Source organism: Pseudomonas sp. LY-1, from assembly GCF_053502595.1.
On record NZ_CP094353.1, the window covers coordinates 4,542,654 to 4,567,679 of the forward strand.

At 62.8% G+C, this 25,026-nt stretch carries 21 protein-coding genes; 16 read left to right on the forward strand and 5 right to left on the reverse strand.

All coding sequences use genetic code 11. The features are described from left to right. Nucleotides 1–29 precede the first annotated feature (29 nt). The gene (locus MOQ67_RS20665; protein WP_198717560.1) at nucleotides 30–1,655 is read right to left on the reverse strand and encodes a methyl-accepting chemotaxis protein; all 1,626 of its coding nucleotides are present in this window, start codon (nucleotides 1,653–1,655) and stop codon (nucleotides 30–32) included. A 415-nt stretch (nucleotides 1,656–2,070) separates the two neighbouring features. Then, the gene (locus MOQ67_RS20670) at nucleotides 2,071–2,553 is read right to left on the reverse strand and encodes an Lrp/AsnC family transcriptional regulator (protein ID WP_017847498.1); all 483 of its coding nucleotides are present in this window, start codon (nucleotides 2,551–2,553) and stop codon (nucleotides 2,071–2,073) included. A gap of 195 nt (nucleotides 2,554–2,748) precedes the next feature. Between MOQ67_RS20670 and MOQ67_RS20675 the strand changes: the two genes are divergently transcribed. The 5 genes from MOQ67_RS20675 (at nucleotide 2,749) to MOQ67_RS20695 (ending at nucleotide 8,922) form a co-directional block, all read left to right on the forward strand. Next, a complete protein-coding gene (locus MOQ67_RS20675) occupies nucleotides 2,749–3,984 on the forward strand; it encodes a 3-methyl-2-oxobutanoate dehydrogenase (2-methylpropanoyl-transferring) subunit alpha (RefSeq protein WP_057005599.1) in 1,236 nt (411 codons plus the stop codon). A 1-nt stretch (nucleotide 3,985) separates the two neighbouring features. Continuing rightward, a complete protein-coding gene (locus MOQ67_RS20680) occupies nucleotides 3,986–5,044 on the forward strand; it encodes an alpha-ketoacid dehydrogenase subunit beta (protein ID WP_017847500.1) in 1,059 nt (352 codons plus the stop codon). Further along, a complete protein-coding gene (locus MOQ67_RS20685; protein WP_198718481.1) occupies nucleotides 5,045–6,313 on the forward strand; it encodes a dihydrolipoamide acetyltransferase family protein in 1,269 nt (422 codons plus the stop codon). A gap of 4 nt (nucleotides 6,314–6,317) precedes the next feature. Further along, complete coding sequence (gene lpdA / locus MOQ67_RS20690; RefSeq protein ID WP_198718482.1) at nucleotides 6,318–7,697, forward strand: dihydrolipoyl dehydrogenase; 1,380 nt, start codon at nucleotides 6,318–6,320, stop codon at nucleotides 7,695–7,697. A gap of 205 nt (nucleotides 7,698–7,902) precedes the next feature. Further along, nucleotides 7,903–8,922 carry a branched-chain amino acid aminotransferase gene (locus MOQ67_RS20695; protein ID WP_017847503.1) on the forward strand — a complete coding sequence of 340 codons (1,020 nt, stop codon included), beginning with the start codon at nucleotides 7,903–7,905 and terminating at the stop codon, nucleotides 8,920–8,922. Between the two features lie 129 nt (nucleotides 8,923–9,051). Here MOQ67_RS20695 and MOQ67_RS20700 read toward each other — a convergent pair whose 3' ends face one another. Next, complete coding sequence (locus tag MOQ67_RS20700; RefSeq protein ID WP_017847504.1) at nucleotides 9,052–9,945, reverse strand: GNAT family acetyltransferase; 894 nt, start codon at nucleotides 9,943–9,945, stop codon at nucleotides 9,052–9,054. A 250-nt stretch (nucleotides 9,946–10,195) separates the two neighbouring features. Between MOQ67_RS20700 and ctlX the strand changes: the two genes are divergently transcribed. The 7 genes from ctlX to MOQ67_RS20735 all read left to right on the forward strand — a co-directional run bounded on the left by ctlX (nucleotide 10,196) and on the right by MOQ67_RS20735 (nucleotide 16,083). Continuing rightward, the gene (gene ctlX, locus MOQ67_RS20705) at nucleotides 10,196–11,122 is read left to right on the forward strand and encodes a citrulline utilization hydrolase CtlX (protein ID WP_193040724.1); all 927 of its coding nucleotides are present in this window, start codon (nucleotides 10,196–10,198) and stop codon (nucleotides 11,120–11,122) included. Between the two features lie 16 nt (nucleotides 11,123–11,138). Further along, entirely contained in the window at nucleotides 11,139–12,185 is a 1,047-nt protein-coding gene (locus tag MOQ67_RS20710; RefSeq protein ID WP_198718483.1) for an ornithine cyclodeaminase, read from the forward strand. A 254-nt stretch (nucleotides 12,186–12,439) separates the two neighbouring features. Next, nucleotides 12,440–13,219 (forward strand): ABC transporter substrate-binding protein, encoded by a 780-nt coding sequence (locus MOQ67_RS20715; protein WP_198718484.1) that lies wholly within the window; start codon nucleotides 12,440–12,442, stop codon nucleotides 13,217–13,219. 106 nt (nucleotides 13,220–13,325) lie between these two features. Beyond that, nucleotides 13,326–14,027: an ABC transporter permease gene (locus MOQ67_RS20720; protein WP_448675545.1), complete on the forward strand. Its 702-nt coding sequence runs from the start codon at nucleotides 13,326–13,328 to the stop codon at nucleotides 14,025–14,027. Then, on the forward strand, nucleotides 14,024–14,737 hold the full coding sequence (locus MOQ67_RS20725; protein WP_046382798.1) for an ABC transporter permease: 714 nt from the start codon (nucleotides 14,024–14,026) through the stop codon (nucleotides 14,735–14,737). Before MOQ67_RS20720 ends, MOQ67_RS20725 begins: the two co-directional genes overlap by 4 nt. A 3-nt stretch (nucleotides 14,738–14,740) precedes the next feature. Then, nucleotides 14,741–15,580 (forward strand): ABC transporter ATP-binding protein, encoded by an 840-nt coding sequence (locus MOQ67_RS20730; protein WP_198718486.1) that lies wholly within the window; start codon nucleotides 14,741–14,743, stop codon nucleotides 15,578–15,580. 5 nt (nucleotides 15,581–15,585) lie between these two features. After that, a complete protein-coding gene (locus tag MOQ67_RS20735; RefSeq protein WP_198718487.1) occupies nucleotides 15,586–16,083 on the forward strand; it encodes an Lrp/AsnC family transcriptional regulator in 498 nt (165 codons plus the stop codon). A gap of 409 nt (nucleotides 16,084–16,492) precedes the next feature. Here the strand turns inward: MOQ67_RS20735 and MOQ67_RS20740 are convergent, their stop codons facing one another. Both MOQ67_RS20740 and MOQ67_RS20745 read right to left on the reverse strand, forming a co-directional pair. After that, nucleotides 16,493–17,830 carry a lysine N(6)-hydroxylase/L-ornithine N(5)-oxygenase family protein gene (locus MOQ67_RS20740; RefSeq protein ID WP_198718262.1) on the reverse strand — a complete coding sequence of 446 codons (1,338 nt, stop codon included), beginning with the start codon at nucleotides 17,828–17,830 and terminating at the stop codon, nucleotides 16,493–16,495. Between the two features lie 119 nt (nucleotides 17,831–17,949). Next, entirely contained in the window at nucleotides 17,950–18,432 is a 483-nt protein-coding gene (locus MOQ67_RS20745) for a sigma-70 family RNA polymerase sigma factor (protein WP_017847509.1), read from the reverse strand. 256 nt (nucleotides 18,433–18,688) lie between these two features. Between MOQ67_RS20745 and MOQ67_RS20750 the strand changes: the two genes are divergently transcribed. From MOQ67_RS20750 to MOQ67_RS20765, 4 genes are all read left to right on the forward strand, one after another. Beyond that, nucleotides 18,689–19,864: an efflux RND transporter periplasmic adaptor subunit gene (locus MOQ67_RS20750; RefSeq protein WP_104902823.1), complete on the forward strand. Its 1,176-nt coding sequence runs from the start codon at nucleotides 18,689–18,691 to the stop codon at nucleotides 19,862–19,864. Then, the gene (locus tag MOQ67_RS20755) at nucleotides 19,861–21,831 is read left to right on the forward strand and encodes a MacB family efflux pump subunit (RefSeq protein ID WP_198718261.1); all 1,971 of its coding nucleotides are present in this window, start codon (nucleotides 19,861–19,863) and stop codon (nucleotides 21,829–21,831) included. The genes MOQ67_RS20750 and MOQ67_RS20755 overlap by 4 nt, the downstream gene beginning before the upstream one ends. After that, the gene (locus MOQ67_RS20760; RefSeq protein ID WP_198718260.1) at nucleotides 21,824–23,239 is read left to right on the forward strand and encodes an efflux transporter outer membrane subunit; all 1,416 of its coding nucleotides are present in this window, start codon (nucleotides 21,824–21,826) and stop codon (nucleotides 23,237–23,239) included. Before MOQ67_RS20755 ends, MOQ67_RS20760 begins: the two co-directional genes overlap by 8 nt. Before the next feature lie 136 nt (nucleotides 23,240–23,375). Continuing rightward, nucleotides 23,376–24,995, forward strand: coding sequence for an alpha/beta fold hydrolase (locus tag MOQ67_RS20765; RefSeq protein WP_198718259.1), 1,620 nt, complete (start codon nucleotides 23,376–23,378; stop codon nucleotides 24,993–24,995). The last annotated feature ends 31 nt before the right edge of the window (nucleotides 24,996–25,026 follow it).

Sequence of the window (25,026 nt, forward strand, 5' to 3'; positions counted from 1 at the left end):
GCGCTGAACCGGCCACCTGCGTCGCGGGTTCACGCGATGGAGAACTGAGCCACAATCTGCTTGAGATCCATCGCCAGCTTCGACAGTTCGTGGCTGGCAATCGACGTTTGCCCGGCGGCCGACGAACTCTGGATCGACAGGTCGCGAATGCTGATCAGGTTCTGGTCGACGGAGCGCGCCACATGCGCCTGTTCTTCGGATGCCGTCGCGATCAACTGGTTCCGGTCGTTGATGTCGGCAATCGCTTCGGTGATCTGAGTGATGGCCTGGCCTGCTTCGTGGGCGATTTTCAGCGAGTCCACCGCTTCGCTGCGGTTCATGGTCATCGACGACACCGCCTCGTTGGAACAGACCTGGATCTTCGCGATCATCTGCTCGATTTCCTGGGTCGAGGTCTGGGTCCGGTGAGCCAGCGCCCGCACTTCATCGGCCACCACCGCAAACCCTCGGCCTTGCTCGCCGGCCCGCGCCGCTTCGATGGCGGCGTTCAGCGCCAGCAGGTTGGTCTGTTCGGCAATCGAGCGGATCACTTCCACCACCCGTGCGATGTCCTGGGCCTGCTTGGCCAGGCCTTCGACCTCCATACCGGTCTGCTGCACGGTGGCGCTGAGTTTTTCAATCGACGCGATGGTCTGGGTCACACGCTCCTGGCCGATTTGGGCCGAGCGTTGGGAGTCCTGGGTCGACTGGGAGGCCGAGACGGCATTGCGCGCGACTTCTTCCACCGCTGCGGTCATCTCATTGACCGCCGTGGCGGCCTGGTCGGTTTCCATGCTCTGGCGCTCGATACCGGCGCTGGACTCACGGGTAATCGAACTCATCTCTTCGGCAGCCGAGGCCAACTGCCCGGAGGCTTCGGAGATGTGCTGCAAAGTGGTTTTGAGGTTCATCTGCATCGCGGCAGTCGATTGTTGCAGCTCCGTCAGCTCATCCTTGCCGTTGACGGCGATGGCCACGCGCAGATCACCGTCGGCGATCTTGGAGGTCGACACCAGCAACTCGCGCACTGGGGTAATGATACTGCGGGTAAACAGGCTCGCGACGACCACGGTCAACAGCACTGAAGCGCCCATCAGCACCCAGGTAAACAGACGAGTCGCGTTGTATTCGCTGGAGGCGATCCGCACCGCCTCATTGGAGCCGCGCTCGTTCAGGGTGATCAGGTCGTTGATCGAGTCCTGCGCCTTGAGGGCGACGGGGGTTTGCACATCGCTCAGATAAGCGGCGATCTGCGCGGAGGAGCCTGTGGTAGAGAGTGTCAGAAACTCGTCGATCTTCTGGTTGTAAGTGCCAATACTGCTCATGATTTCGTCATATTTGGCCTGCTCCTCGGGGCTCGACACCATGGGAGCGTAGCTCTGGGCGATCTTCATCAACTCCGATCGGACACTTTGAAGGCTATCCCGTGAACTTTGATCCTGCCGGGCACTGTCCATGGCAAAACGGCGCAACTCCAGACGCAACTTAAACAGGGCTGAATCGATTCTTCCGGCCAGACGAATACTGGGCAGCCAGTTGCTTTCAATCTCGATGGTTGAAGAATAGACGGAATCGACTTTTACCAGCGTCATGCCCCCTTGTATTAACAACAGAATGCAAACCACTCCGAAACAAAGGGTGGTACGTAGATTCAATTTCAGGGATCTCATAGACATCTCGATTCACCTTTTACGTGGAATTGTTAGTTAGGTGGCTTATAGCTACTAATTTGTTTAATAACGCGTGAAAAATTCGTGAGCGATCAAGGAAATTTTTATGATACAAGAAAAAAAACCCGTTCTTTTTAATTACTTAGCTAAACAACAAAACTCATCCAGCCTGAAGCCCAAAGCGCGTTGGAAGTCAATCGGCCCAGGCGGCAATATTTAGAATGCGAAGTTAGATTAAAGTCGTAGGGTACACGGCACCTTGGCGGCTGATTCTCCATGACTTATCCGGCCACTTGAATGGGGAACGTAGCCGATACAATAGAGCGCTCAGGTAAAACATACATTGACAGGTGTCAATACTAAAAAGCGCGCGCGCCAATAAAGAGCAATGCATGAGTTGCGTTGCGCCGCGAACCTTGTCTCAGACCATCAATCCATCCGGCGGCAGTGGCAACGCAGTCTTATAGCGCACTTGTTTAAGAGCGAAGCTGGAGCGGATATTGGCAACACCTGGCACTTTGGTCAGAAAGTCCATCATGAAACGCTCCAGCGACTGGATCGTCGGCACCAACACACGGATCAAATAGTCCGGGTCGCCGGCCATCAAGTAGCACTCCATCACCTCGGGCCGGTCGGAAATCGCCCCTTCGAATTGCTGCAAGGCCAGTTCGTTCTGCTTTTCCAGGCTGACATGGATAAACACGTTGACGTGCAGCCCCAGCAGGTCGGCATCGAGCAAGGTTACCTGGTCGCGAATCAGGCCCAGTTCCTCCATCGCCTTGACCCGATTGAAACACGGCGTGGGCGACAGGTTGACCGAGCGGGCGAGGTCGGCGTTGGTGATGCGCGCATTCTCCTGCAGGGCGTTGAGAATGCCGATATCGGTACGGTCCAGTTTGCGCATGAGACAAAATCACCTGTTTATTATGTTTATGCAGTTTTTTTATCCGCAAATGAGCCAGAGCGCAACGAAACACAGATAAATATTCTTCTACGCCCCGCCTATGATTGTTGTAGGACAAGATTTCTCCTACCCGGAGGATGACGGTCAGCTAGCGCGCCCACTACAAGAAATTCACAAGATCGAGCGTAGAAAGCCATGAACCAGCCGTATGCACCGCTGCGCCTGCACGTTCCCGAACCCTCGGGCCGTCCAGGCTGCAAGACTGACTTTACCTACCTGCGTCTGACCGACGCCGGCCTGGTGCGCAAACCCAGCATCGACGTAGAACCCGCCGACACCGCCGATTTGGCCAAGGGCCTGATCCGCGTGCTCGACGACCAGGGCCAGGCCCTCGGTCCGTGGGCTGAAGACGTGCCTGTCGAGATCCTGCGCCGGGGTATGCGCGCCATGCTCAAGACGCGCATCTTCGACAACCGCATGGTGGTCGCCCAGCGTCAGAAAAAAATGTCGTTCTACATGCAGAGCCTCGGCGAAGAAGCCATCGGCAGCGCCCAGGCCCTGGCCCTGAACATCGACGACATGTGCTTCCCCACCTACCGTCAGCAAAGCATCCTGATGGCCCGCGACGTGCCGCTGGTGGACCTGATCTGCCAACTGCTGTCCAACGAGCACGACCCGCTCAAGGGCCGGCAACTGCCGATCATGTATTCGGTGAAAGACGCCGGCTTCTTCACCATTTCCGGCAACCTTGCCACCCAATTCGTACAAGCCGTGGGCTGGGGCATGGCCTCGGCGATCAAGGGCGATACCAAGATCGCCTCGGCCTGGATCGGCGACGGCGCCACTGCCGAATCGGACTTCCACACCGCCCTCACCTTCGCCCACGTCTACCGCGCGCCGGTGATTCTCAACGTGGTCAACAACCAGTGGGCCATCTCCACCTTCCAGGCCATCGCCGGCGGTGAAGCCACCACCTTCGCCGGACGCGGCGTCGGGTGCGGCATCGCCTCCCTGCGCGTGGACGGCAACGACTTCATCGCGGTGTACGCCGCTTCCGCCTGGGCCGCCGAACGCGCGCGCCGCAACCTCGGCCCGACCCTGATCGAATGGGTCACCTACCGCGCCGGCCCGCACTCCACGTCGGATGATCCGTCCAAGTACCGCCCCGCCGACGACTGGAGCCACTTCCCCCTGGGCGACCCGATTGCGCGCCTCAAGCAGCACCTGATCAAGATCGGCCAGTGGTCCGAAGAGGAACACGCGACGGTCAGTGCCGAACTGGAGGCCGAAGTGGTCAAGGCGCAGAAAGCAGCCGAACAGTACGGCACCCTCGCCGGCGGCCAGATTCCAAGCGCCGCGACCATGTTCGAAGACGTCTACAAAGAGATGCCGGAGCACTTGAAGCGCCAGCGTCAAGAGTTGGGGGTCTGACATGAACGATCACAACAACAGCATCGAATTGGAAACCGCCATGACCACCACCACCATGACCATGATCCAGGCCCTGCGCTCGGCCATGGACGTGATGCTTGAGCGTGACGACAACGTGGTGGTGTTCGGCCAGGACGTCGGCTATTTCGGCGGCGTATTCCGTTGCACCGAAGGCTTGCAGAACAAGTACGGCAGTTCGCGGGTGTTTGACGCGCCGATCTCCGAAAGCGGCATCGTCGGCGTGGCGGTGGGCATGGGCGCCTACGGCCTGCGCCCGGTGGCGGAAATCCAGTTCGCCGACTACGTCTACCCAGCCAGCGACCAGATCATCTCCGAAGCGGCGCGCCTGCGTTATCGCTCGGCCGGCCAGTTCACCGCGCCGTTGACCCTGCGCATGCCCTGCGGCGGCGGCATCTACGGCGGCCAGACCCACAGCCAGAGTATCGAAGCGGTGTTCACCCAGGTCTGCGGCCTGCGCACGGTGATGCCGTCCAACCCCTATGACGCCAAGGGCCTGTTGATCGCCTCGATCGAAAACGACGACCCGGTGATCTTCCTCGAGCCCAAGCGCCTGTACAACGGCCCATTCGACGGCCACCACGACCGCCCGGTAACGCCGTGGTCGAAACACCCGCAGGCGCAAGTGCCGGACGGTTACTACAGCGTGCCGCTGGACGTGGCCGCGATCGTGCGTCCGGGTTCGGCCGTCACCGTGCTGACCTACGGCACCACCGTGTACGTGTCGCAAGTCGCCGCCGAAGAAACCGGTATCGACGCCGAGGTCATCGACCTGCGCAGCCTGTGGCCGCTGGACCTGGAAACCATCGTCAACTCGGTGAAAAAGACCGGCCGTTGCGTGGTGGTGCATGAAGCCACCCGCACCTGCGGCTTTGGCGCCGAGCTGGTGGCGCTGGTGCAGGAACATTGCTTCCACCACCTGGAAGCGCCGATCGAACGCGTCACCGGTTGGGACACCCCCTACCCGCACGCGCAGGAATGGGCGTATTTCCCAGGGCCGTCCCGTGTGGGCGCGGCGTTGAAACGGGTCATGGAGGTCTGAATGGGCACGCACGTTATCAAGATGCCGGACATTGGCGAAGGCATCGCAGAAGTTGAACTCTCGGCCTGGCATGTGAAGGTCGGCGACCTGGTCGTCGAAGACCAGGTGCTGGCGGATGTGATGACCGACAAGGCGATGGTGGACATTCCCTCGCCGGTCCACGGCAAGGTACTTGCCCTCGGCGGCGAGCCGGGTGAAGTCATGGCCGTGGGCAGTGTGCTGATCAGCATCGAAGTGGAAGGCGCGGGCAATACCAAAGACGTGCCGATGACGGCTGAACCGGCCAAGGCGGCGCCTGCGCCGGTAGCGCAAAGCAAGCCGGCCCCAGCGGTAGAAAGCACACTGGCGCTCAAACCGTCCGTCGCGCCCCAGGCCCCCGTGGCCCGCGATGCCAACGAGCGTCCGCTGGCCTCCCCCGCCGTGCGCAAGCGTGCGCTGGATGCAGGCATTCCCCTGCGCCTGGTGCAGGGGTCCGGTCCGGCGGGCCGGATTTTGCACGAAGATTTGGACGCTTACTTGCTCCAGAGTCCGGCGAAAAAAACTACGGCAGCCAACCCCTACGCCGAACGCAACGACGAAGAACAGATCCCGGTGATCGGCATGCGCCGCAAAATCGCCCAGCGCATGCAGGACGCCACCCGGCGCGCCGCGCATTTCAGCTATGTGGAAGAGATCGACGTCACCGCCCTCGACGAACTGCGCGTACACCTCAATGAAAAACACGGCGCGACACGCGGCAAGCTGACGCTGCTGCCGTTCATCGTGCGCGCCATGGTCGTGGCGTTGCGCGATTTCCCACAGATCAATGCGCGTTACGACGACGAAGCCCAGGTCATCACCCGCCTCGGTGCGGTGCATGTGGGCGTCGCCACCCAGAGCGATGTGGGCCTGATGGTACCGGTGGTGCGCCACGCCGAAGCACGCAGCCTGTGGGGCAATGCCGAGGAAATCGCGCGTTTGGCCAGCGCCGCGCGCACGGGCAAGGCCAGCCGCGACGAACTGTCGGGGTCGACCATCACCCTGACCAGCCTCGGCGCCTTGGGCGGCATCGTCAGCACGCCGGTGCTGAACCTGCCGGAAGTGGCCATCGTCGGCGTCAACCGCATCGTCGAACGGCCGATGGTGATCAAGGGCCAGATCGTGATCCGCAAGATGATGAACCTCTCCAGCTCGTTCGATCACCGCGTGGTCGACGGCATGGACGCGGCGCAATTCATCCAGGCCATTCGCGGCCTGCTCGAACAACCCGCCAGCCTGTTCCTGGAGTAAGGGCATGACTCAGACATTGCACACCACCCTGCTGATCATCGGCGGCGGCCCTGGCGGTTATGTGGCGGCGATCCGCGCCGGCCAGCTGGGCATCCCGACCATCCTCGTGGAAGGCCAGGCGCTGGGCGGCACCTGCCTGAATATCGGCTGCATCCCGTCCAAGGCCTTGATCCACGTGGCCGAACAGTTCCAGCAGACCGTACACCACAGCCAAGGCTCCCAACTGGGCATCGAAGTGGATGTGCCGACCCTGGACATCCGCAAAAGCGTGGCTTGGAAAGACGCCATCGTCGACCGCCTGACCAGCGGGGTTGCCGCGCTGCTGAAGAAACACAAGGTGCAGGTCATCCACGGGTGGGCCCAGGTGGTGGACGGCAAGACCGTCGACGTCGACGGCCAGCGTATCCAGTGCGAACACCTGCTGCTGGCCACCGGCTCGAAAGGCGTCAACCTGCCGATGCTGCCGATCGGCGGGCCGATCATCTCGTCCACCGAAGCCCTGGCGCCGACCCGCGTGCCCAAGCGCCTGATTGTGGTGGGTGGCGGTTATATCGGCCTGGAACTGGGGATTGCCTACCGCAAGCTGGGCGCCGAAGTCAGCGTGGTCGAAGCGCAGGAGCGTATCCTGCCGGCCTACGACGCCGAGCTGACCCAGCCGGTGGCCGAGTCGCTCAAGCAATTGGGTGTGAAGCTGTACCTCAAGCACAGCGTCACCGGCTTTGAGCACAACCGCCTGCAAGTGCGCGACCCGAAGGGCGACACCGTGTCGCTGGAGACCGATCAGGTGCTGGTCGCCGTCGGTCGCACCCCCAACACCCGGGGCTGGAACCTCGAAGCGCTGGACCTGGAGATGCACGGCGCGGCGGTCAGGATCGACCACCGCTGCCAGACCAGCATGCGCAATGTGTGGGCCATCGGCGACCTCAGCGGCGAGCCGATGCTCGCGCACCGGGCCATGGCCCAGGGCGAAATGGTCGCCGAACTGATCAGCGGTCAACACCGCGAATTCAACCCGGCGGCGATCCCGGCCGTGTGCTTTACCGACCCGGAGCTGGTGGTGGTCGGCAAGTCGCCCGACGAGGCCAAGGCGGCGGGGCTGGACTGCATCGCGTCGAGCTTCCCGTTCGCGGCCAATGGCCGGGCCATGACCCTGGAGTCGAAAAGCGGCTTCGTGCGGGTGGTGGCGCGGCGTGACAATCATCTGATTGTCGGCTGGCAGGCGGTTGGCGTCGGCGTGTCCGAGCTGTCCACCGCCTTTGGGCTGAGCCTGGAAATGGGCGCACGCCTGGAAGACGTGGCCGGCACCATCCACGCCCACCCGACCCTCGGCGAAGCCGTCCAGGAAGCCGCCCTACGAGCGCTGGGCCACGCCCTCCACCTGTAAAAAACTCACCCCCCCGTGGAAGCAGGCTTTTGTGGGAGGGGGCTTGCCCCCGATAGCGGTGGGCCAGTCAACGCATGTGCCGACTGGCTTGCCCTCATCGGGGGCAAGCCCCCTCCCACAAAAGCCCGCTCCCACATGAAGCAAGAATGCAGTATTGTTGCGCTCATTCAGAAAAAAACCGACTTGACCAGAGATAGAGGGTGTCATGGGTAACGAAAGCATCAATTGGGACAAGCTGGGTTTTGACTACATCAAGACCGACAAGCGGTTTATCCAGACCTGGAAAAACGGCGAGTGGCAAGCGGGCACCCTGACCGAAGACAACGTGCTGCACATCAGCGAGGGCTCCACCGCCCTGCACTACGGCCAACAGTGCTTTGAAGGCCTCAAGGCCTATCGCTGCAAGGACGGCTCGATCAACCTGTTCCGCCCGGACCAGAACGCCGCGCGCATGCAGCGCAGTTGCGGTCGCCTGTTGATGCCGCAAGTGCCGACCGAAGCCTTCATCGACGCCTGCAAGCAAGTGGTTCGTGCCAACGAGCGGTTCATCCCGCCGTATGGCAGCGGCGGCGCGCTGTACCTGCGCCCGTTCGTGATCGGCACCGGTGACAACATCGGCGTGCGTACCGCGCCGGAGTTCATCTTCTCGGTGTTCGCGATCCCGGTCGGCGCCTACTTCAAGGGCGGCCTGGTGCCGCACAACTTCCAGATCTCCGGCTACGACCGCGCCGCGCCACACGGCACCGGTGCCGCCAAGGTCGGTGGCAACTACGCCGCCAGCCTGCTGCCAGGTTCCGAAGCGAAAAAAGCCGGCTTCGCCGACAGCATCTACCTGGACCCGGCCACGCACTCGAAGATCGAGGAAGTCGGTTCGGCCAACTTCTTCGGGATCACCCGAGACAACAAGTTCATCACGCCGAAGTCGCCTTCGGTGCTGCCAGGCATCACCCGCATGTCGCTGATCGAACTGGCCAAGACCCGCCTGGGCCTGGAAGTGGTCGAAGGCGAAGTGTTCATCGACCAACTGGATATCTTCCAGGAAGCCGGTGCCTGCGGGACGGCTGCCGTGATCTCGCCGATCGGCGGTATCGAGTACCAGGGCAAACTGCACGTGTTCTACAGCGAGACCGAAGTCGGCCCGATCACCCAGAAGCTCTATAAAGAGCTGACCGGCGTGCAATCCGGCGACGTCGAAGCGCCAGAAGGCTGGATCGTCAAGGTCTAACCCCGCCACACCGCAATACCCTGTAGGAGGGGGCTTGCCCCCGATAGCGGAGTGTCAGTCACTGGAGGTATCGACTGACCCACCGTCATCGGGGGCAAGCCCCCTCCCACATTTGATCTGCGATCATTCTCAGGATTGAGTCGGAATATTTTCCACCATCTTCTTGCCCATGCTGATCCTCGGCTCCACCCCGTACCCCAACGCCTCGTAGAACCCCACCACCGTGTCATTGCCGCCGGTGATCTGCAGGTTGATCTTCATACACCCCAAGGCGCTCAAGGCCTGCTCCGCATGCCGCACCAGCGACGCACCCAGCCCTTGCCGGCGATAGTCGGCGCGCACCGCCACCGAATACAACCAACCACGATGCCCGTCGTACCCCGCCAGAACAGTACCGATCACGACGTTCTTATCCGTCGCCACGAAGAACAGCCCGTCATTGACCGCCAGCTTCTTATCGATCGCCAGGGTCGGCAGGTTGTGCGCGGTGTCATAACCAAAAGCGTCCTGCCACAACGTAACCACCTGCGCCCGGTGCAGACGGTCGCGGTAGACGCCGATAGGGTGGCGCGACGACAGCGCTTTCTCCATCACCAACGTGCGCTCGTTGCCATGGTAGACGTCGCGCACGGTGTGAAAGCCCAATTTGGTATAGAACGACTCGGCGCTCAGCGAAGACGGCACGTTCAACACCGTCACCCCGGCCTCGCGGGCGCGCAATTCGATTTCGATCATCAGCAGCCGACCGATGCCCTGCCCTTGCAGCGCCGGGTTGACGAACACCGAGCGCACCACATTACCGTCAAGGGAAGCGGTGGCGACGATCACCTCGTCCTGAACCGCCACCAGCACCGACCGACGCCGGAGCAGTTCGAGCACCGCATCGGGTGTGAAGTTGCCCGCCACCCGGGCGATCACATCCGCCGGATAGTCACGCGCATTGCTGCTGTGCAAGGCGGCGAGGATGACCCGGCTGATCCCATCTGCATCGGCGGCCTGGGCAATACGAACGGCGATAGACATGCACTCTCCTTCCTGACTCGGATACCACAACCACCCCCATACTAATGTGGGAGCTGGCTTGCCTGCGATAGCGCTCCGTCAGCCAACCTATCCGCCACCGCTTGATCGCATTCCAACCCGCACAGCCGATTCGGCTGCCACACCCCACTTTTCAGCTTTCCCGGCTGAGCGCCGCCTCGGTTTCAGCCGGGATTCCTCCGTCAGCCCGCACAAAATAGCTCCACTGCTCAACCCATGGATTCGTGCCCCCATGCAAACCACCAACACCGTCTTGATGATTCGCCCGGCGCGCTTTGCCTTCAACCCGGACACCGCGATCAACAACCGTTTCCAACGCCAGCCCCTCGACCCCATCGACGCACAGCACAAAGCGCTGGAAGAGTTCGACGGCTATGTCGACACCTTGCGCCGGCATGGCGTCGAAGTCCTGGTCGTGCAGGACACCCCGGCGCCGCACACCCCCGACTCGATCTTCCCCAACAACTGGTGGAGCAGCCATGCCGACGGCAGCCTGGTGCTCTACCCGATGGAAGGCCAGAACCGCCGACTGGAGCGCAACAAGGGCGTGCTGCACGTCCTCGAACAGCGTTTTGCAATCAAGGACACGATTGACCTCAGCCATCTCGAACAACAGAACATCTTCCTCGAAGGCACCGGCAGCATGGTGCTCGACCGCCAACACCGGATCAGCTACGCCTGCCACTCCGGGCGCACCCACCACGACGCCCTGCGCCAGTTCGCCGAACGCCTCGACTATCAGCTCTGCGTGTTCCACGCCGTCGACCGCCACCACGCGCCGATCTACCACAGCAACGTGATGATGAGCGTCGGCCGCAACCTCTCGGTGGTGTGCCTGCAAGCCCTGCCGGACGCCGACGAACGCCAGGCCCTGGAGCATTCCCTGCGCGACACCGGCAAGGACATCCTTGCCCTCGATTTCGACCAGTTGGAAGCCTTCGCCGGCAACATGCTCGAAGTCCACGACCGCGACGGCCAGCCGCTGCTGGTGATGTCCGCCAGCGCCTGGAACGCCCTGCAACCCGCGCAGCGCCGGCATGTGGAACGCCACACGCGGCCGGTGGTGGTGAACATCGACAACATCGAACGCATCGGCGGCGGCAGTGCCCGCTGCATGCTCGCGGAAGTGCATCTGCCCGCCCGCGCCACCTTCCAATAACTACAGGAGCCACTCCATGACCCGCTATATCGACGTCAACGACCTCAGCTACCTGGTCTCGCAAAAAGGCCTGCAAACCTGCATCACCGAGATGGCCGAGTACATCCGCGCCGACTACCTGCGCTGGCAGGATTTCGAGAAATGCGCGCGCCTGGCCAACCACTCGCCGGAGGGCGTGATCGAACTGATGCCGGTGTCCGACGCGTCGTTGTATGCCTTCAAATACGTCAACGGTCACCCGAAAAACACCCAGGCCGGCATGCTCACCGTGATGGCCTTCGGCGCCTTGGGCAATGTGGACACCGGCCGGCCGCTGCTGCTGGCGGAAATGACCCTGACCACCGCGATTCGCACCGCCGCCACCTCGGCCCTGGTCGCACGCTACCTGGCCCGGGACAACAGCCGCAGCATGGCGCTGATCGGCAACGGTTCGCAAAGCGAATTCCAGGCCCTGGCCTTCCACACCCTGCTGGGCATCAATGAAATCCGCCTGTTCGACATCGACGCCAGGGCCACCGCCAAGCTGGCGGCCAACCTCAAGGCGTTCCCGGCAATCAAGGTGATCCTGGCCGCCAACGTGGCCGAAGCGGTGAAAGGCGCGGACATCGTCACCACCGTCACCGCCGACAAAGCCTACGCGACCATCCTCACCGACGAGATGATCGAACCCGGCATGCACCTCAACGCCGTGGGCGGCGATTGCCCGGGCAAAACCGAACTCGACCGACGCATCGTTGAGCGTGCGCGGGTGATCGTCGAATACGAACCGCAAAGCCGCATCGAAGGTGAAATCCAGCACATGCCGGCCGATTCGCCGGTCACCGAACTGTGGCAAGTGATCAATGGCCAGGCGCCCGGCCGCGAGAATGCGCGCCAGGTCACCCTGTTCGACTCGGTGGGTTTTGCCATCGAAGACTATTCGGCGCTGCGCTACGTGCTGGACGTGGCCAAGGCGCTGGACGTCGGCAGCGAACTGGAACTGGTGCCCGACCTGGCCGACCCGAAAGACCTGTTCGCACGCCTGGCCCAACCTCCGCGCGTACAGCACAAAAAGCGCGCCTGAAACCGCTCTGGCCTGCCGCTTTGCGCCGAGGGCAGGCCAGAACCACGACGATCAAAAGCCGATTCAGCGGGTGCCGCAGCCGATTCCGCTGCATTGCCTGTTTTAACAGCGCAATTCGCGCTTTGAGCACGGGGTAAACGACACAAAAAACGCACCACCTTGAAGCATTCTGAGCGCGACCGAAGAGTCAGCAAATGAATGCGCGCTGCTCCTTTGACTGCCCTGACATCAATTACAAAATATAGGGACTCCACATGACGCCACTCCGCTCATTGTTCGCTGCGTTGCTATTGCCGCTGTGCGCCAGCGCCGCCCACGCCCAAGACTGGAAAGAAATCCGCTTCGGCGTATTCCCCGAATACCCACCCTTCGAGTCCGTCGCCGCCGATGGCAGCCTGCAAGGCTTCGATATCGAGCTGGGCAACGCGATCTGCGCCAAGCTCGAAGTCAAATGCACCTGGGTGCATAACGAATTCGACGGCATGATCCCCGCCCTGCGCGCGCGCAAGTTCGACGCGATCATGTCCTCCATGGCCGTGACCCCGGCGCGGGAAAAACAGATCGACTTCACCGACCGCCTGTTCCTCAGCCCCACCTCGGTGATCACCCGCAAGAACGCCGACTTCGGCGACACGCCGGAATCCCTCAAGGGTAAACAAGTCGGCGTGCTGCAGGGCTCGTTGCAGGAAGCCTACGCCCGCGCGCACCTGACCAAGCTCGGCGCCCAGATCAAGGCGTACCAGTCCCAGGACCAGAACTACGCCGACCTGCAAAACGGCCGCCTCGACGCCACCCTGACCGACAAACTCGAAGCCCAGCTCAACTTCCTGTCCAAGCCCGAAGGCGCCGACTTCAAGACCGGCCCGGCCTTCAAGGACCCGACGCTGCCCCTGGACATCGCCATGGGCCTACGCAAGAACGACCAGGAACTGCGCGCGCTGATCAACAAGGGCATCGCTGCCGTACAGGCCGATGGCACCTACGCCCAGATCCAGAAGAAATACTTCGGCGATCAAGACATCTACAACGAGTAAGCCAACACCGCCTCTGTGAGAGAAGACTTGTGTGGGAGGGGGCTTGCCCCCTCCCACCAAAGCCCGCTCCCCCAGGGGTCTGTCTGCGCCCTTTAGAGATCTCCCCATGAACGAATTCCTCAACCTGCAGGGCTACGGCCCGATGCTCGCCCAGGGCGCCTGGATGACGGTCAAGCTGGCGTTCCTCGCACTGGCCCTGAGCCTTGGCCTGGGCTTGATCGCCGCCGGCGCCAAACTCTCCAGCGTCAAACTGCTGCGGGTGCCGGCCACGCTCTACACCACGCTGATTCGCAGCGTGCCGGACCTGGTGCTGATCCTGCTGATTTTCTACAGCCTGCAACTGTGGCTGAACGACCTGACCGAAGCCTTCGGCTGGAACTACTTTGAAATCGACCCGTTTACCGCCGGGGTGGTCACCCTGGGGTTTATCTACGGCGCCTATTTCACCGAAAACTTTCGCGGCGCGATCCTCAGCGTGCCGGCCGGTCAACTGGAAGCCGCGACCGCCTATGGCCTGAGCCGCTGGCAGCGCTTTCGCCTGGTGCTGTTCCCGCAGTTGATGCGCTTCGCCCTGCCGGGGCTGGGCAATAACTGGCTGGTGTTGCTCAAGTCCACGGCGCTGGTGTCGATCATCGGCCTGTCCGACCTGGTCAAAGCCGCACAGAACGCCGGCAAGACCACCAACGAGCCGCTGTACTTCCTGATCCTCGCGGGCCTGGTGTACCTGGTGATCACCACCCTCTCCAACCGCATCTTCAAGCGTCTCGAACGGCGCTACAACCTCGGCATCAAGAGGATAGCGCGATGATCGAACTGTTCCAGCAATACGGCCTGGCCTACCTGTACAGCGACGGCGCGGGTGTGTCCGGGGTGGCGATGACCCTGTGGTTGTTCATCATCTCGGTGCTGTTCGGGTTTTTCCTGTCGATCCCCCTGGCGATCGCCCGCGTCTCGGAACACGCCTGGCTGCGCTGGCCAGTGGAGGTGTACACCTACCTGTTTCGCGGCACGCCGCTGTATATCCAACTGTTGATTTGCTACACCGGGCTGTACAGCCTGGAGGTGGTGCAGGACAACGCCCTGCTCAACCAGTTCTTCCGCAACGCGTTGAACTGCACGCTGCTGGCGTTCGTCCTCAACACCTGTGCCTACACCGTGGAAATCTTCGCCGGGGCGATCCGCAACATTCCCCATGGCGAAATCGAAGCGGCACGCGCCTATGGCCTGCACGGCTGGCGACTGAACCTGTTTGTGGTGGTGCCCGCGGCGCTGCGCCGTGCGTTGCCGGCCTACAGCAATGAAATGATCCTGATGCTGCACGCCACGTCGCTGGCGTTTACCGCCACCGTCGCCGACATCCTCAAGGTGGCCCGCGATGCGAATGCCGAGACGTTCCTGACGTTCCAGGCCTTCGGTATCGCCGCGCTGCTCTACATGCTGCTGTCCTTTGCACTGGTGGGCCTGTTTCGACTGGCCGAACGTCGCTGGATGCGTTTTCTTGTTCCTACCCGAGGCTAACCCATGAATCAGTCCGCGCAGGCCCTGGCCACTTATCCCGTCGATACACTCGCAGCCCCTATCGCCAAGGCGGCGACGGCGGCGGTCAAACTGCAAGTCGAAGGCATCCACAAACGCTACGGCGAACATGAAGTGCTCAAGGGCGTTTCCCTCAACGCACGCAACGGCGATGTGATCAGCCTGATCGGCGCCAGCGGCTCGGGCAAAAGCACGATGCTGCGCTGCATCAACTTTCTCGAACAGCCGGACGCCGGGGTCATCACCCTGGACGGCATCAGCATCGAAATGCGCCAGGGCCGCGCCGGCACCCGCGCACCGCACCAGGCGCAACTGCAGAACCTGCGCACACGCCTGGCCATGGTGTTCCAGCATTTCAACCTGTGGAGCCACATGACCGTACTGGAAAACATCACCATGGCCCCGCGTCGGGTGTTGGACGTGAGTGCGGCCGAGGCGGAACGACGTGCGCGGCTGTACCTGGACAAGGTCGGCTTGCCGGGCCGGGTGGCGGATCAATACCCGGCGTTTCTGTCTGGCGGCCAGCAGCAGCGCGTCGCCATCGCCCGCGCCTTGGCGATGGAACCGGAAATCATTCTGTTCGACGAACCGACCTCCGCCTTGGACCCTGAGCTTGTAGGAGAAGTCCTCAAAGTCATACAGACGTTGGCTGAGGAAGGTCGTACCATGTTGATGGTCACCCACGAAATGGGCTTTGCCCGCCAGGTGTCCAGCCAAGTGCTGTTTTTGCATCAGGGCCGCGTCGAAGAACAAGGCGGTGCCGAAATTCTCGACCATCCCAACAGCGAACGCTTGCAGCAATTTCTTTCCAACCGCTTGAAGTGAAACCCATGGATACCAAGGCCAACGGACCCCATTCCTCCCCTGCGCTGGATCGCATCGATGAGGCGATCATCGACGTGCTGCGGCATCAGGGACGTATCACCTACGAGAAGCTCTCGTCGCTGGTGCATCTGACCCCCAGGCCGTGCCTGGAACGGGTGCGCAAGCTCGAACGGCGCGGGGTGATCCGCGGGTACGGGGCGATCACCGACGTGCAGATGGTCTCACCGGGGCTGTCGCTGCTGGTGCTGGTGGCCTTGTCCAACCAGAGCGGGCGCTCGGCGCAAAAGGCCTTCGAAGCCTGCGTCAAAGCCTGCCCGCAGGTGTTCGAATGCCAGTTGATCAGCGGGCCGTTCGACTACAGCCTGCGCATGCGTTGCCGGGATATGGAACATTACCGAGTGCTGACGGAGACCTGGTTGAACAACGATGAGTTGCACATCGACAAATTGGTGGCCCACCCCGAACTCGCGGTAGTCAAAAACACCGCCACCGAACTGGCCTGACCCCCAGACACCAAAGATCAAATGTGGATCAGATAGGGCTCATTCTGCTCTTGGGCGCGGCCTTATAGCCGACCACATCCTGGAAACCGAACGCGGTCAAGAGTGTGGGAGGGGCCTTGCCCCCGATTGCAATCTGTCAGCTACAAATTAGTTGACTGATACACCGCCATCGGGGGCAAGCCCCCTCCCACATTTGGATCTCCGTGGATCAGATAGGGCTCATTCTGCTCTTGGGCGCGGCCTTATAGCCGACCACATCCTGGAAGCTGAACGCGGTCAAGAGTGTGGGAGGGGCTTGCCCCCGATTGCAATCTGTCAGCTACAAATTAGTTGACTGATACACCGCCATCGGGGGCAAGCCCCCTCCCACATTTTCTACCCCGCCTCCAAAAGTCGCTACAAGCGTTCATCAGCTCGCCGTAGCAAGCAGCAAATCCTGCACCGAACGCCCCTGCCCACGGTGGCGATCATGCGCGTACAACGATGCGGCAATTTCATCCGCCCGGATCGGCAGCACCGACAGCAAGGTATCGCTCAACCCATGGCTGGCCTGGCTGAAACCCTGGATGTAGATGCCGGCCTTGCACCGCTCATCCGTCACGATGCGGTAGTCGCGGCTGACTTCGAAATCGCTCATATAGGCCTGCAGCGGCGCCAGCAACTCGCGGTGCATCTGGCGCTCGTAGCCGGTGGCCAGGATCACCGCGTCGTAATGGCTGACGCTGGTTTCGCCACTGGTGTTATTGCGCAGGGTCAACTCGATGCCCAACGGACCGGCGCTGACGTTCTCGACCACGGTCATGGTGCGGAAGGCCTGGCGCGCGGTGCCGGAGACTTTCTGGCGATAGAAGATGCCATAGATGCGCTCGATCAACTCCAGGTCGACCACCGAATAGTTGGTGTTCTGGTACTCGGCGATCAGCCGCTCACGCTCGGCGCCGACCTGCTGGAACACCAGGTCGGTAAAGGCCGGCGAAAACACTTCGTTGACGAACGGGCTGTCATCCGCCGGTTTCAGCGCCGAGCCGCGGAGGATCATATCGACTTGTACCGCCGGGAAGCCGTCGTTCAAATCGATGAACGCTTCGGCCGCGCTCTGGCCGCCGCCGATCACCGCGATACGCATCGCCTTGCCCTGCACGCAAGGCTGCTGGGCCATGCGCGCCAGGTACTGGGAATGGTGGAACACGCGGGGGTCATCCCTGAACGCCTTGAACACGTCGGGCACGCGCGGCGTGCCGCCGGCGCTGACCACCACCGAACGGGTGGTGCGGACATGCTGTTCACCCAACGCATCGCGGGAAATCACGCGCAGTGCTTCAACCTGCTGCTGATGCAGGATCGGTTCGATGGCCAGCACTTCCTCGCCGTAGCGGCTCTGGGCCTGGAACTGCCCGGCGACCCAGCGCAGGTAGTCGTTGAACTCCATGCGGCACGGATAGAACGTGCCAAGGTTGATGAAATCGACCAGACGGTTGTGGGCTTTCAGGTAGTTGACGAAGGAATATGGGCTGGTGGGGTTGCGCAGGGTCACCAAGTCCTTGAGGAACGAAATCTGCAGTTCGCTCTGGGTCACCAGGGTATTGCCGTGCCAACGGTAGTCGGCCTGCTTGTCGAGAAACAGCACGTCCAGTTTGCCCTGGGCCTTTTCGCGCTCCTGCAGGGCGATGGCCAGCGCCAGGTTCGAAGGGCCGAAACCGATACCGATCAAGTCGTGAACCGCGGGCGAAGCAATTGCCTGTGTCATTCCAGTGTCCTCTGGATAAGCCCCTTGGCGGTGGGGCGGGAATACCTTCACGACCTGCACAACAGGTCATGTGTTGATAGGAAACGAGGACAATGAATTAAAATTTAACCACTCGACGCTCAGGGTGCGTCCCACTCGCGCATCCGCACCCGGCAGTGCTTCATCGCATTGACGATGTGTTTTTCCACCAGGCTGCGGGAAATCCCCAGGCGCTCGGCAATCTGCGCGTGGGACAGGCCGTCGAGCTTGCGCAGCAGGAAGCTGTCGCGGCAGACCGCCGGCAACTCGGCCAAGGCGCGTTCGAGCATCTGCAGGCGCTGAGTGTGATCGTGGGTAGCGTGGGGCGAAGCGTTGGCGAAGCGCTCTTCGGCGTCCAGCACCTCCAACGGCTCGACCTGACGCAAGGCGTTGCGTCGATGGCCGTCGATCACCAGGTTCAGCGCGGTACGGTACAAAAAGGCGCGGGGCTGGTCGATGGGGGTGTCACTGGCGCGTTCCAGCACCCGCACATAAGCGTCATGCACCACATCTTCGGCCACCTGGCGGTTGCCCAGCTTGGCGTTGAGGAAACACACCAGCTCGCGATAGTAGTTTTCCAACATGACTCCCGACCACCTGACGGCGGTATTAGGTCCTTGAATGCTTAAAAAGACAGCCCATGAGTGATGGCAGTTTGGGTAAGTGCAATTTATAGTAATTCTCATCTACTTTTAAAGAAGACTTGCTTCAGCGGGCAATTTTTTTACTCGCCAGCACTGTAACTACTTGTGAAACAGCCTAAATCTTCGGGCCATGCTCTCGTTTAACTGTCAGCCCCCCCGCAACTGCGGTCCGAACTTTCCTGGCTGGAACCAACCCATGAAACGCCCTCGACCTGCCCGACACGCCCTGCTGGTTGTGGCGTGCCTGATCCCTGTTATCGGCATCGCCGCCTGGCAATTGCAGCCGCCGGGGCGCGACAACCTGGCCACCGTTACCGTGACCCGCGGCAACATTGAAAACAGCGTCACCGCCCTGGGCACTCTGCAACCGCGACGCTATGTGGATGTGGGCGCCCAGGCGTCCGGGCAGATCCGCAAGATCCATGTCGAAGCCGGCGATCAGGTGCAGGAAGGCCAGTTGCTGGTAGAGATCGACCCCTCGACGCAAAAAGCCAAGCTCGACGCCAGCCGCTACGCCATCGAAAACCTCAAGGCCCAATTGCAGGAGCAGAAAGCCCAGCACGCACTGGCGCGCCAGAAGTACCAGCGCCAGCAGCGCCTGGCCGCCGGCAACGCGACCCGCGAAGAGGACGTGCAAACCGCCAAGTCCGAACTGAGCGCCACCCAGGCACGGGTCGACATGTTCCAGGCGCAGATTCTCCAGGCCCAGGCCAGCCTGCGCAGGGACGAGGCGGAATTGGGCTATACGCGCATCTATGCGCCGATGACCGGCACCGTGGTGGCGGTGGACGCACGGGTCGGCCAGACCCTCAATGCCCAGCAGCAAACCCCGCTGATCCTGCGCATCGCCAAGTTGTCACCGATGACCGTGTGGGCCGAGGTCTCGGAAGCCGATATCGGCCACGTCAAACCCGGTATGACCGCCTATTTCACCACCCTCAGCGGCGGCAACCGCCGCTGGACCAGCAGCGTGCGGCAGATCCTGCCGATCCCGCCCAAGCCGCTGAACGAAACCCAGGGCAGCGGCAGCCCCAGCAGTTCGAACAAAAGCGGCAGCGGCCGCGTGGTGCTGTACACCGTGCTGCTGGACGTGGACAACAGCGACAACGCCTTGATGGCCGAAATGACCACCCAGGTGTTTTTCGTCGCCGGCCAGGTCAAGGATGCGCTCACCGCGCCGGTCGCCGCCCTGCAAGACAGCACCAGCGCCGACCGGCAGACCGCCCGCGTGGTCGCGGAAAACGGCCGCATCGAAGAGCGCGTCGTGCGCCTGGGTATCAGCGACCGCCTGCGCGTCGAAGTGTTGGAAGGCCTCAGCGAAGGCGATCACCTGCTGATCGGGCCGGGCGCCGGCAGCGGTGGGTTGAATTGAGCACGCCCCTGATCGAACTCAAGCACATCCGCAAATCCTACGGCGGCGGCGACAGCCCGCAGGTCGACGTATTGCGCGGCGTCGACCTGTCGATCCATGCCGGGGAATTCGTCGCCATCGTCGGCGCCTCGGGTTCCGGCAAATCCACGCTGATGAACATCCTCGGCTGCCTCGACCGCCCCACCGCTGGCGACTACCTGTTCGCCGGCGAAAACGTCGCGCACCTGGACAGCGACGCGCTGGCCTGGCTACGCCGCGAAGCCTTCGGCTTTGTGTTCCAGGGCTACCACTTGATCCCGTCGGCGTCGGCCCAGGAAAACGTCGAAATGCCAGCGATCTACGCCGGCATCAGCGCCGCCGAACGCCACGCCCGCGCCAGGGCCCTGCTCACGCGCCTGGGCCTGGCCGACCGCACCGGCAACCGTCCGCATCAACTGTCCGGCGGCCAGCAGCAACGGGTCTCCATCGCCCGCGCGCTGATGAACGGCGGGCATATCATCCTCGCCGACGAGCCCACCGGCGCCCTCGACAGCCACAGCGGCGCCGAGGTAATGAGCCTGCTCGACGAACTGGCCAGCCAGGGCCACGTGGTGATCCTGATCACCCACGACCGCGACGTGGCGGCGCGGGCCAACCGAATCATCGAAATTCGCGACGGCCTGATCATCAGCGACTCGGCGGACAGCACCCGCCACCGCCCGGCCAGCGCCGACAGCGCGGCGCTGCAAGCCGTCGACCTGCGCCAGCGCCTGGCCGAAGGCGCCGAGCACAACGGCGCGTGGAAGGCCGAACTGCTCGACGCCGTGCAGGCCGCCTGGCGCGTGATGTGGATCAACCGCTTCCGCACCGCCCTGACCCTGCTCGGGATCATCATCGGCGTGGCCTCGGTGGTGGTGATGCTGGCGGTGGGTGAAGGCAGCAAACGCCAGGTCATGGCACAGATGGGCGCATTCGGCTCCAACATCCTCTACCTCAGCGGCTCTTCGCCCAACCCGCGCACGCCGCTGGGCATCGTGACCCTCAACGATGTCGCGGCATTGGCGACGCTGCCGCAGATCAAGCGGATCATGCCGGTCAACGGCAGCGACGCCGGCATCCGCTACGGCAACCTGGATTACCTGGCCTATGTGGGCGGCAACGATGTCAACTTTCCGCAGATCTTCAACTGGCCGGTGGTCGAGGGCAGTTACTTCACCGAAGCCGACGAGCGCGCCGGTGCCACGGTCGCGGTGATCGGCCACCGCATCCGAGAGAAACTGTTCAAGCAGGTCAGCCCGATCGGCCAATACATCCTCATCGAAAACGTGCCTTTCCAGGTGATCGGCGTGCTCGCGGAAAAGGGCTCCAGCTCCGGCAACAAAGACAGCGACGACCGCGTGGCCATTCCCTACACCGCCGCCAGCGTGCGCCTGTTCGGCACGTACAACCCCGAATACGTGGTGATTGCCGCCGCCGATGCGCGCAAGGTGCGGGAAGCCGAACACGCCATCGACCAACTGATGCTGCGCCTGCATAACGGCAAGCGTGACTACCAACTGACCAACAACGCGGCAATGATCCAGGCCGAGGCGCGCACGCAAAACACGCTGTCGCTGATGCTCGGTTCGATCGCCGCGATTTCGCTGCTGGTGGGCGGCATCGGGGTGATGAACATCATGTTGATGACCGTGCGCGAACGCACCCGCGAAATCGGTATCCGCATGGCCACCGGCGCGCGCCAGCGCGACATCCTGCGCCAGTTCCTGACCGAGGCGCTGATGCTCTCGGTGGTTGGCGGCCTGTGCGGTATCGGCCTGGCGCTGCTGGTCGGCGGCGTGCTGATGCTGGCCAAGGTCGCAGTGCAGTTTTCCCTGGTGGCGGTGCTCGGCGCGTTTGGCTGCGCACTGGTCACCGGCGTCGTATTCGGCTTTATGCCGGCCCGTAAAGCTGCCCGGCTCGATCCGGTTAAGGCGTTGACCAGTGAATAAACGATCTCCCGCCTCCCCCGTGTGCGTACTCGGCCTGTGCCTGCTGCTCAATGCCTGCGCCGCCAGCCTGCCCGCCGTCGACAGCGGCGTGGCAGCACCGACCGCCTGGCAATACGCCGAGCGTGACGCCGCCCAACTCAACAATCAGCGCTGGTGGACGCAATTCGGCAGCCCGCAACTGAACCGCCTGATCGAACAGGCGCGCCGTGACAGTTTTGACGTGGCGGCCGCCGTCGCACGGGTGCGCCAGGCCCAAGCCAAGGCAGTGATCGCCGGCGCGCCGCTGTTGCCGGAAGTGAAGTTCAACCTGTCCACCAGCCATCAGAGGTTACTGCGCGGCCAGGGCGGGCCGGACCTGGACGCGACGCAAAGCAATGACACGGTCAACAGCTTCGGCGCCAACCTCAGCGCCAGTTATGAAGTGGATTTCTGGGGCGGCCGCGCGGCCGCGCGAGACAGCGCCCTGCATAGCCTGCGGGCCAGCGCGTCGGACCAGGCTACCGTGGAACTGACCCTGCTCAGCAACGTCGCCGACCGCTACGCGCAAACCCTCGCCGCACGCCAGCGCGAGCAGATCGCCGAGTTGAACCTGGCGAATGCACGCAATGTGCTGGAACTGGTGCAGACCCGCTACGACGCCGGTTCCGCCACGGCCCTGGAACTGGCCCAGCAGCAAAGCCTGGTCGCCAGCCAGCAACGGCAATTGCCGCTGATTCAACAACTGGCGCAAGAGTCGCGGATCACCCTCGCCGCCCTCCTCGGCCAGCCGGTCCAGGCGTTGGACCTGGGCACCGAGCCCTTCCAGGCCCTCACCTGGCCGCGCATCGGCCCGGGCGTGCCCAGCCAACTGCTGAGCCGGCGCCCCGACCTGGCCAAGGCCGAAGCCGAACTGGCGGCGGCGCAAGCGGATGTTCGCGTCGCCCGCGCGGCCATGCTGCCTGCGGTGACGCTCGGCGCGACCTTCGGCTCCGACGCCGGCAAAGCCGTGGAGATCCTGCGCAGCCCGTATTACACGCTGACTGGCGGCCTGGTCGCACCGATCTTCAACAACGGCCGTTTAACCGCCGAACGGGACAAGGCCCGCGCGCGCCAGGACGAGCTGCTGCAGACCTATCGCGGGGCGATCATCAACGGTTTCGCCGATGTGGAAAAAGCCCTCAGCAACATCACGCGCCTGGACCAGCAGCGCCAATGGCAAACGCAAGAGCTGCAGGCGGCGCAGAACGCCTTGCGCATCGCCGAAAGCCGCTACCAGGCGGGCGCCGAAGACTGGCTGAGCGTGCTGGACAGCCAGCGCACCCTGTACACGGCCCAGGACCTGAATGTGCAACTGCGCTTGTCGCGCCTGCAAGCCAGTATCGCCTTGTACAAAGCCTTGGGCGGCGGCTGGGAATCCGACATCCGATAAACGAAAGTCGCATTTCGTACACTCGCCGTTTTGTCCTCCTACATTTTTCCCCCCACGGTCCTTGGTAAAAAAGTCGTCCCGAATGAGCAGCCACAACAGTGGCTTCTTTTTCTCACACGACAGGCCAGGATCGCTGATGAAACCCCTTCCAGCTGCAAGCGCAATCACCTACCGTTGCCTGGTGCTGGTCGCAGCCCTGGCGCCCACCGGCGCTTACGCTGAAACGCCGCGCTCGCCGTTCGGCATCGAATGGTTCCTGGACTGCCCGCAGCCGACGCTCGAACGCCTGGACCCGGAAGTCATCGAACGCACCCAATGCGGCATCGTCACCGCGCCCCTGGACCATGGGGCGCCGGAGCGCGGTCGCATCAGCTTCGACATCACCCGTGTCGGCGCCAAACTGCCGCTGTCACGCCAGGGCGCGATATTCGCCAACCCGGGGGGCCCCGGGCTCGACGCCGGCGGCGCCTTCGCCGTACACCTGGCCACCGTCTGGAAGCACTACGCCCGACAACCCGACTGGGGCGACACTTACCGCCAGTTGGCCGATACCTATGATGTGATCGAAGTCACCCCGCGGGGCCTGGGCCGGCTGCCGGGCTCACGCCTGGAGTGCCGCTCCGACGCGCGGATCGTGCCGCAAGCGGACGTCAGCGAAGACCGCAGCGCGGCCAACCTCACCGCCGCGCGCCAGAATGCACGGTTGATCGCCCAAGCCTGCGCCAGCCACCCGCTGACGCCTTACATCACCACCGAGCAAACCGCCCGCGACCTGGAATTTGTGCGCAAGCAATTGGGCGAGTTGCAGTTCAACTACCTGGGCAACGCCTACGGCACCTGGCTCGGCGCCTGGTACGGCGGCCTGTTTCCGGCGAACGTGGGGCGCATGGTGCTCGACTCGAACATCAACTGGACCTCAACGTTCGAGCACGCCAGCGTGATCGTCGCCAGCGAAAAGGAGAAGATTTTCGAGCGCTTCGTGGCCCAGGCCGCCGCCCTCGACCCTGGTGTGTATCAGCTGGGCGACACGCCGGCCGCCGTGCGCCGTGTGTTCATGGAACTGCTGCCCAGCGTGCGTACCGCGCTGCGTTCCAGCAACCGTTTCTACAGCGACCCCGCCGGCCTGATGGGCGCCCATGTGCTCAGCCGCTGGCTGCGGGACACTCCCGACGGCGACGACCTGGCGCTGGAAACGCGTGCCCGCGCACACCGCTTCAGCCCCGACCCGGTGATCGAAGAGCGCGCCAAGTCGATGTTCAGCCTGCTGCTGCAACGCGTGCGCGAACCCTTGCAGGCCAACGTGCCCAAGCCCGGGCCGTTGCGCATGTCGGCCGCCGACTCGGTCAAAACCGCGATCCTGTGCAATGACTCGACCTACTCCAACGAAGACCTCTGGCAGCAGAAAGAAACCGAATCGCTCGCCAAGTACCCGGTCGCCGGCAGCGCCCTCGAGGCGCGCCAATGCACCACCTGGCCGCAACAACACAGCCGGGGCTTGCCGTACAAGGAACTCGCCCGGCTCGACAGTCTGCTGATGGTCCAGGCCGAATTCGACGACCAAACCCCGTCCACCGGCGCCGCCTGGGCCTTCGAACGCACCTTCCCGGCGAGCCGCGTACAGCTGAAGAACGCCTATGCCCACGGGGTTTCGTTCAGCGGCGTGAGTGCCTGTGTGAACCAGTGGGTGGGCGATTATCTGATGCATGGGAACAAACCGCCGCGCTCGACGGTGTGTACGGATGCCACTGTGCAATGAGTCTCCGTTTGCGACCTTTCCACACCAGAAA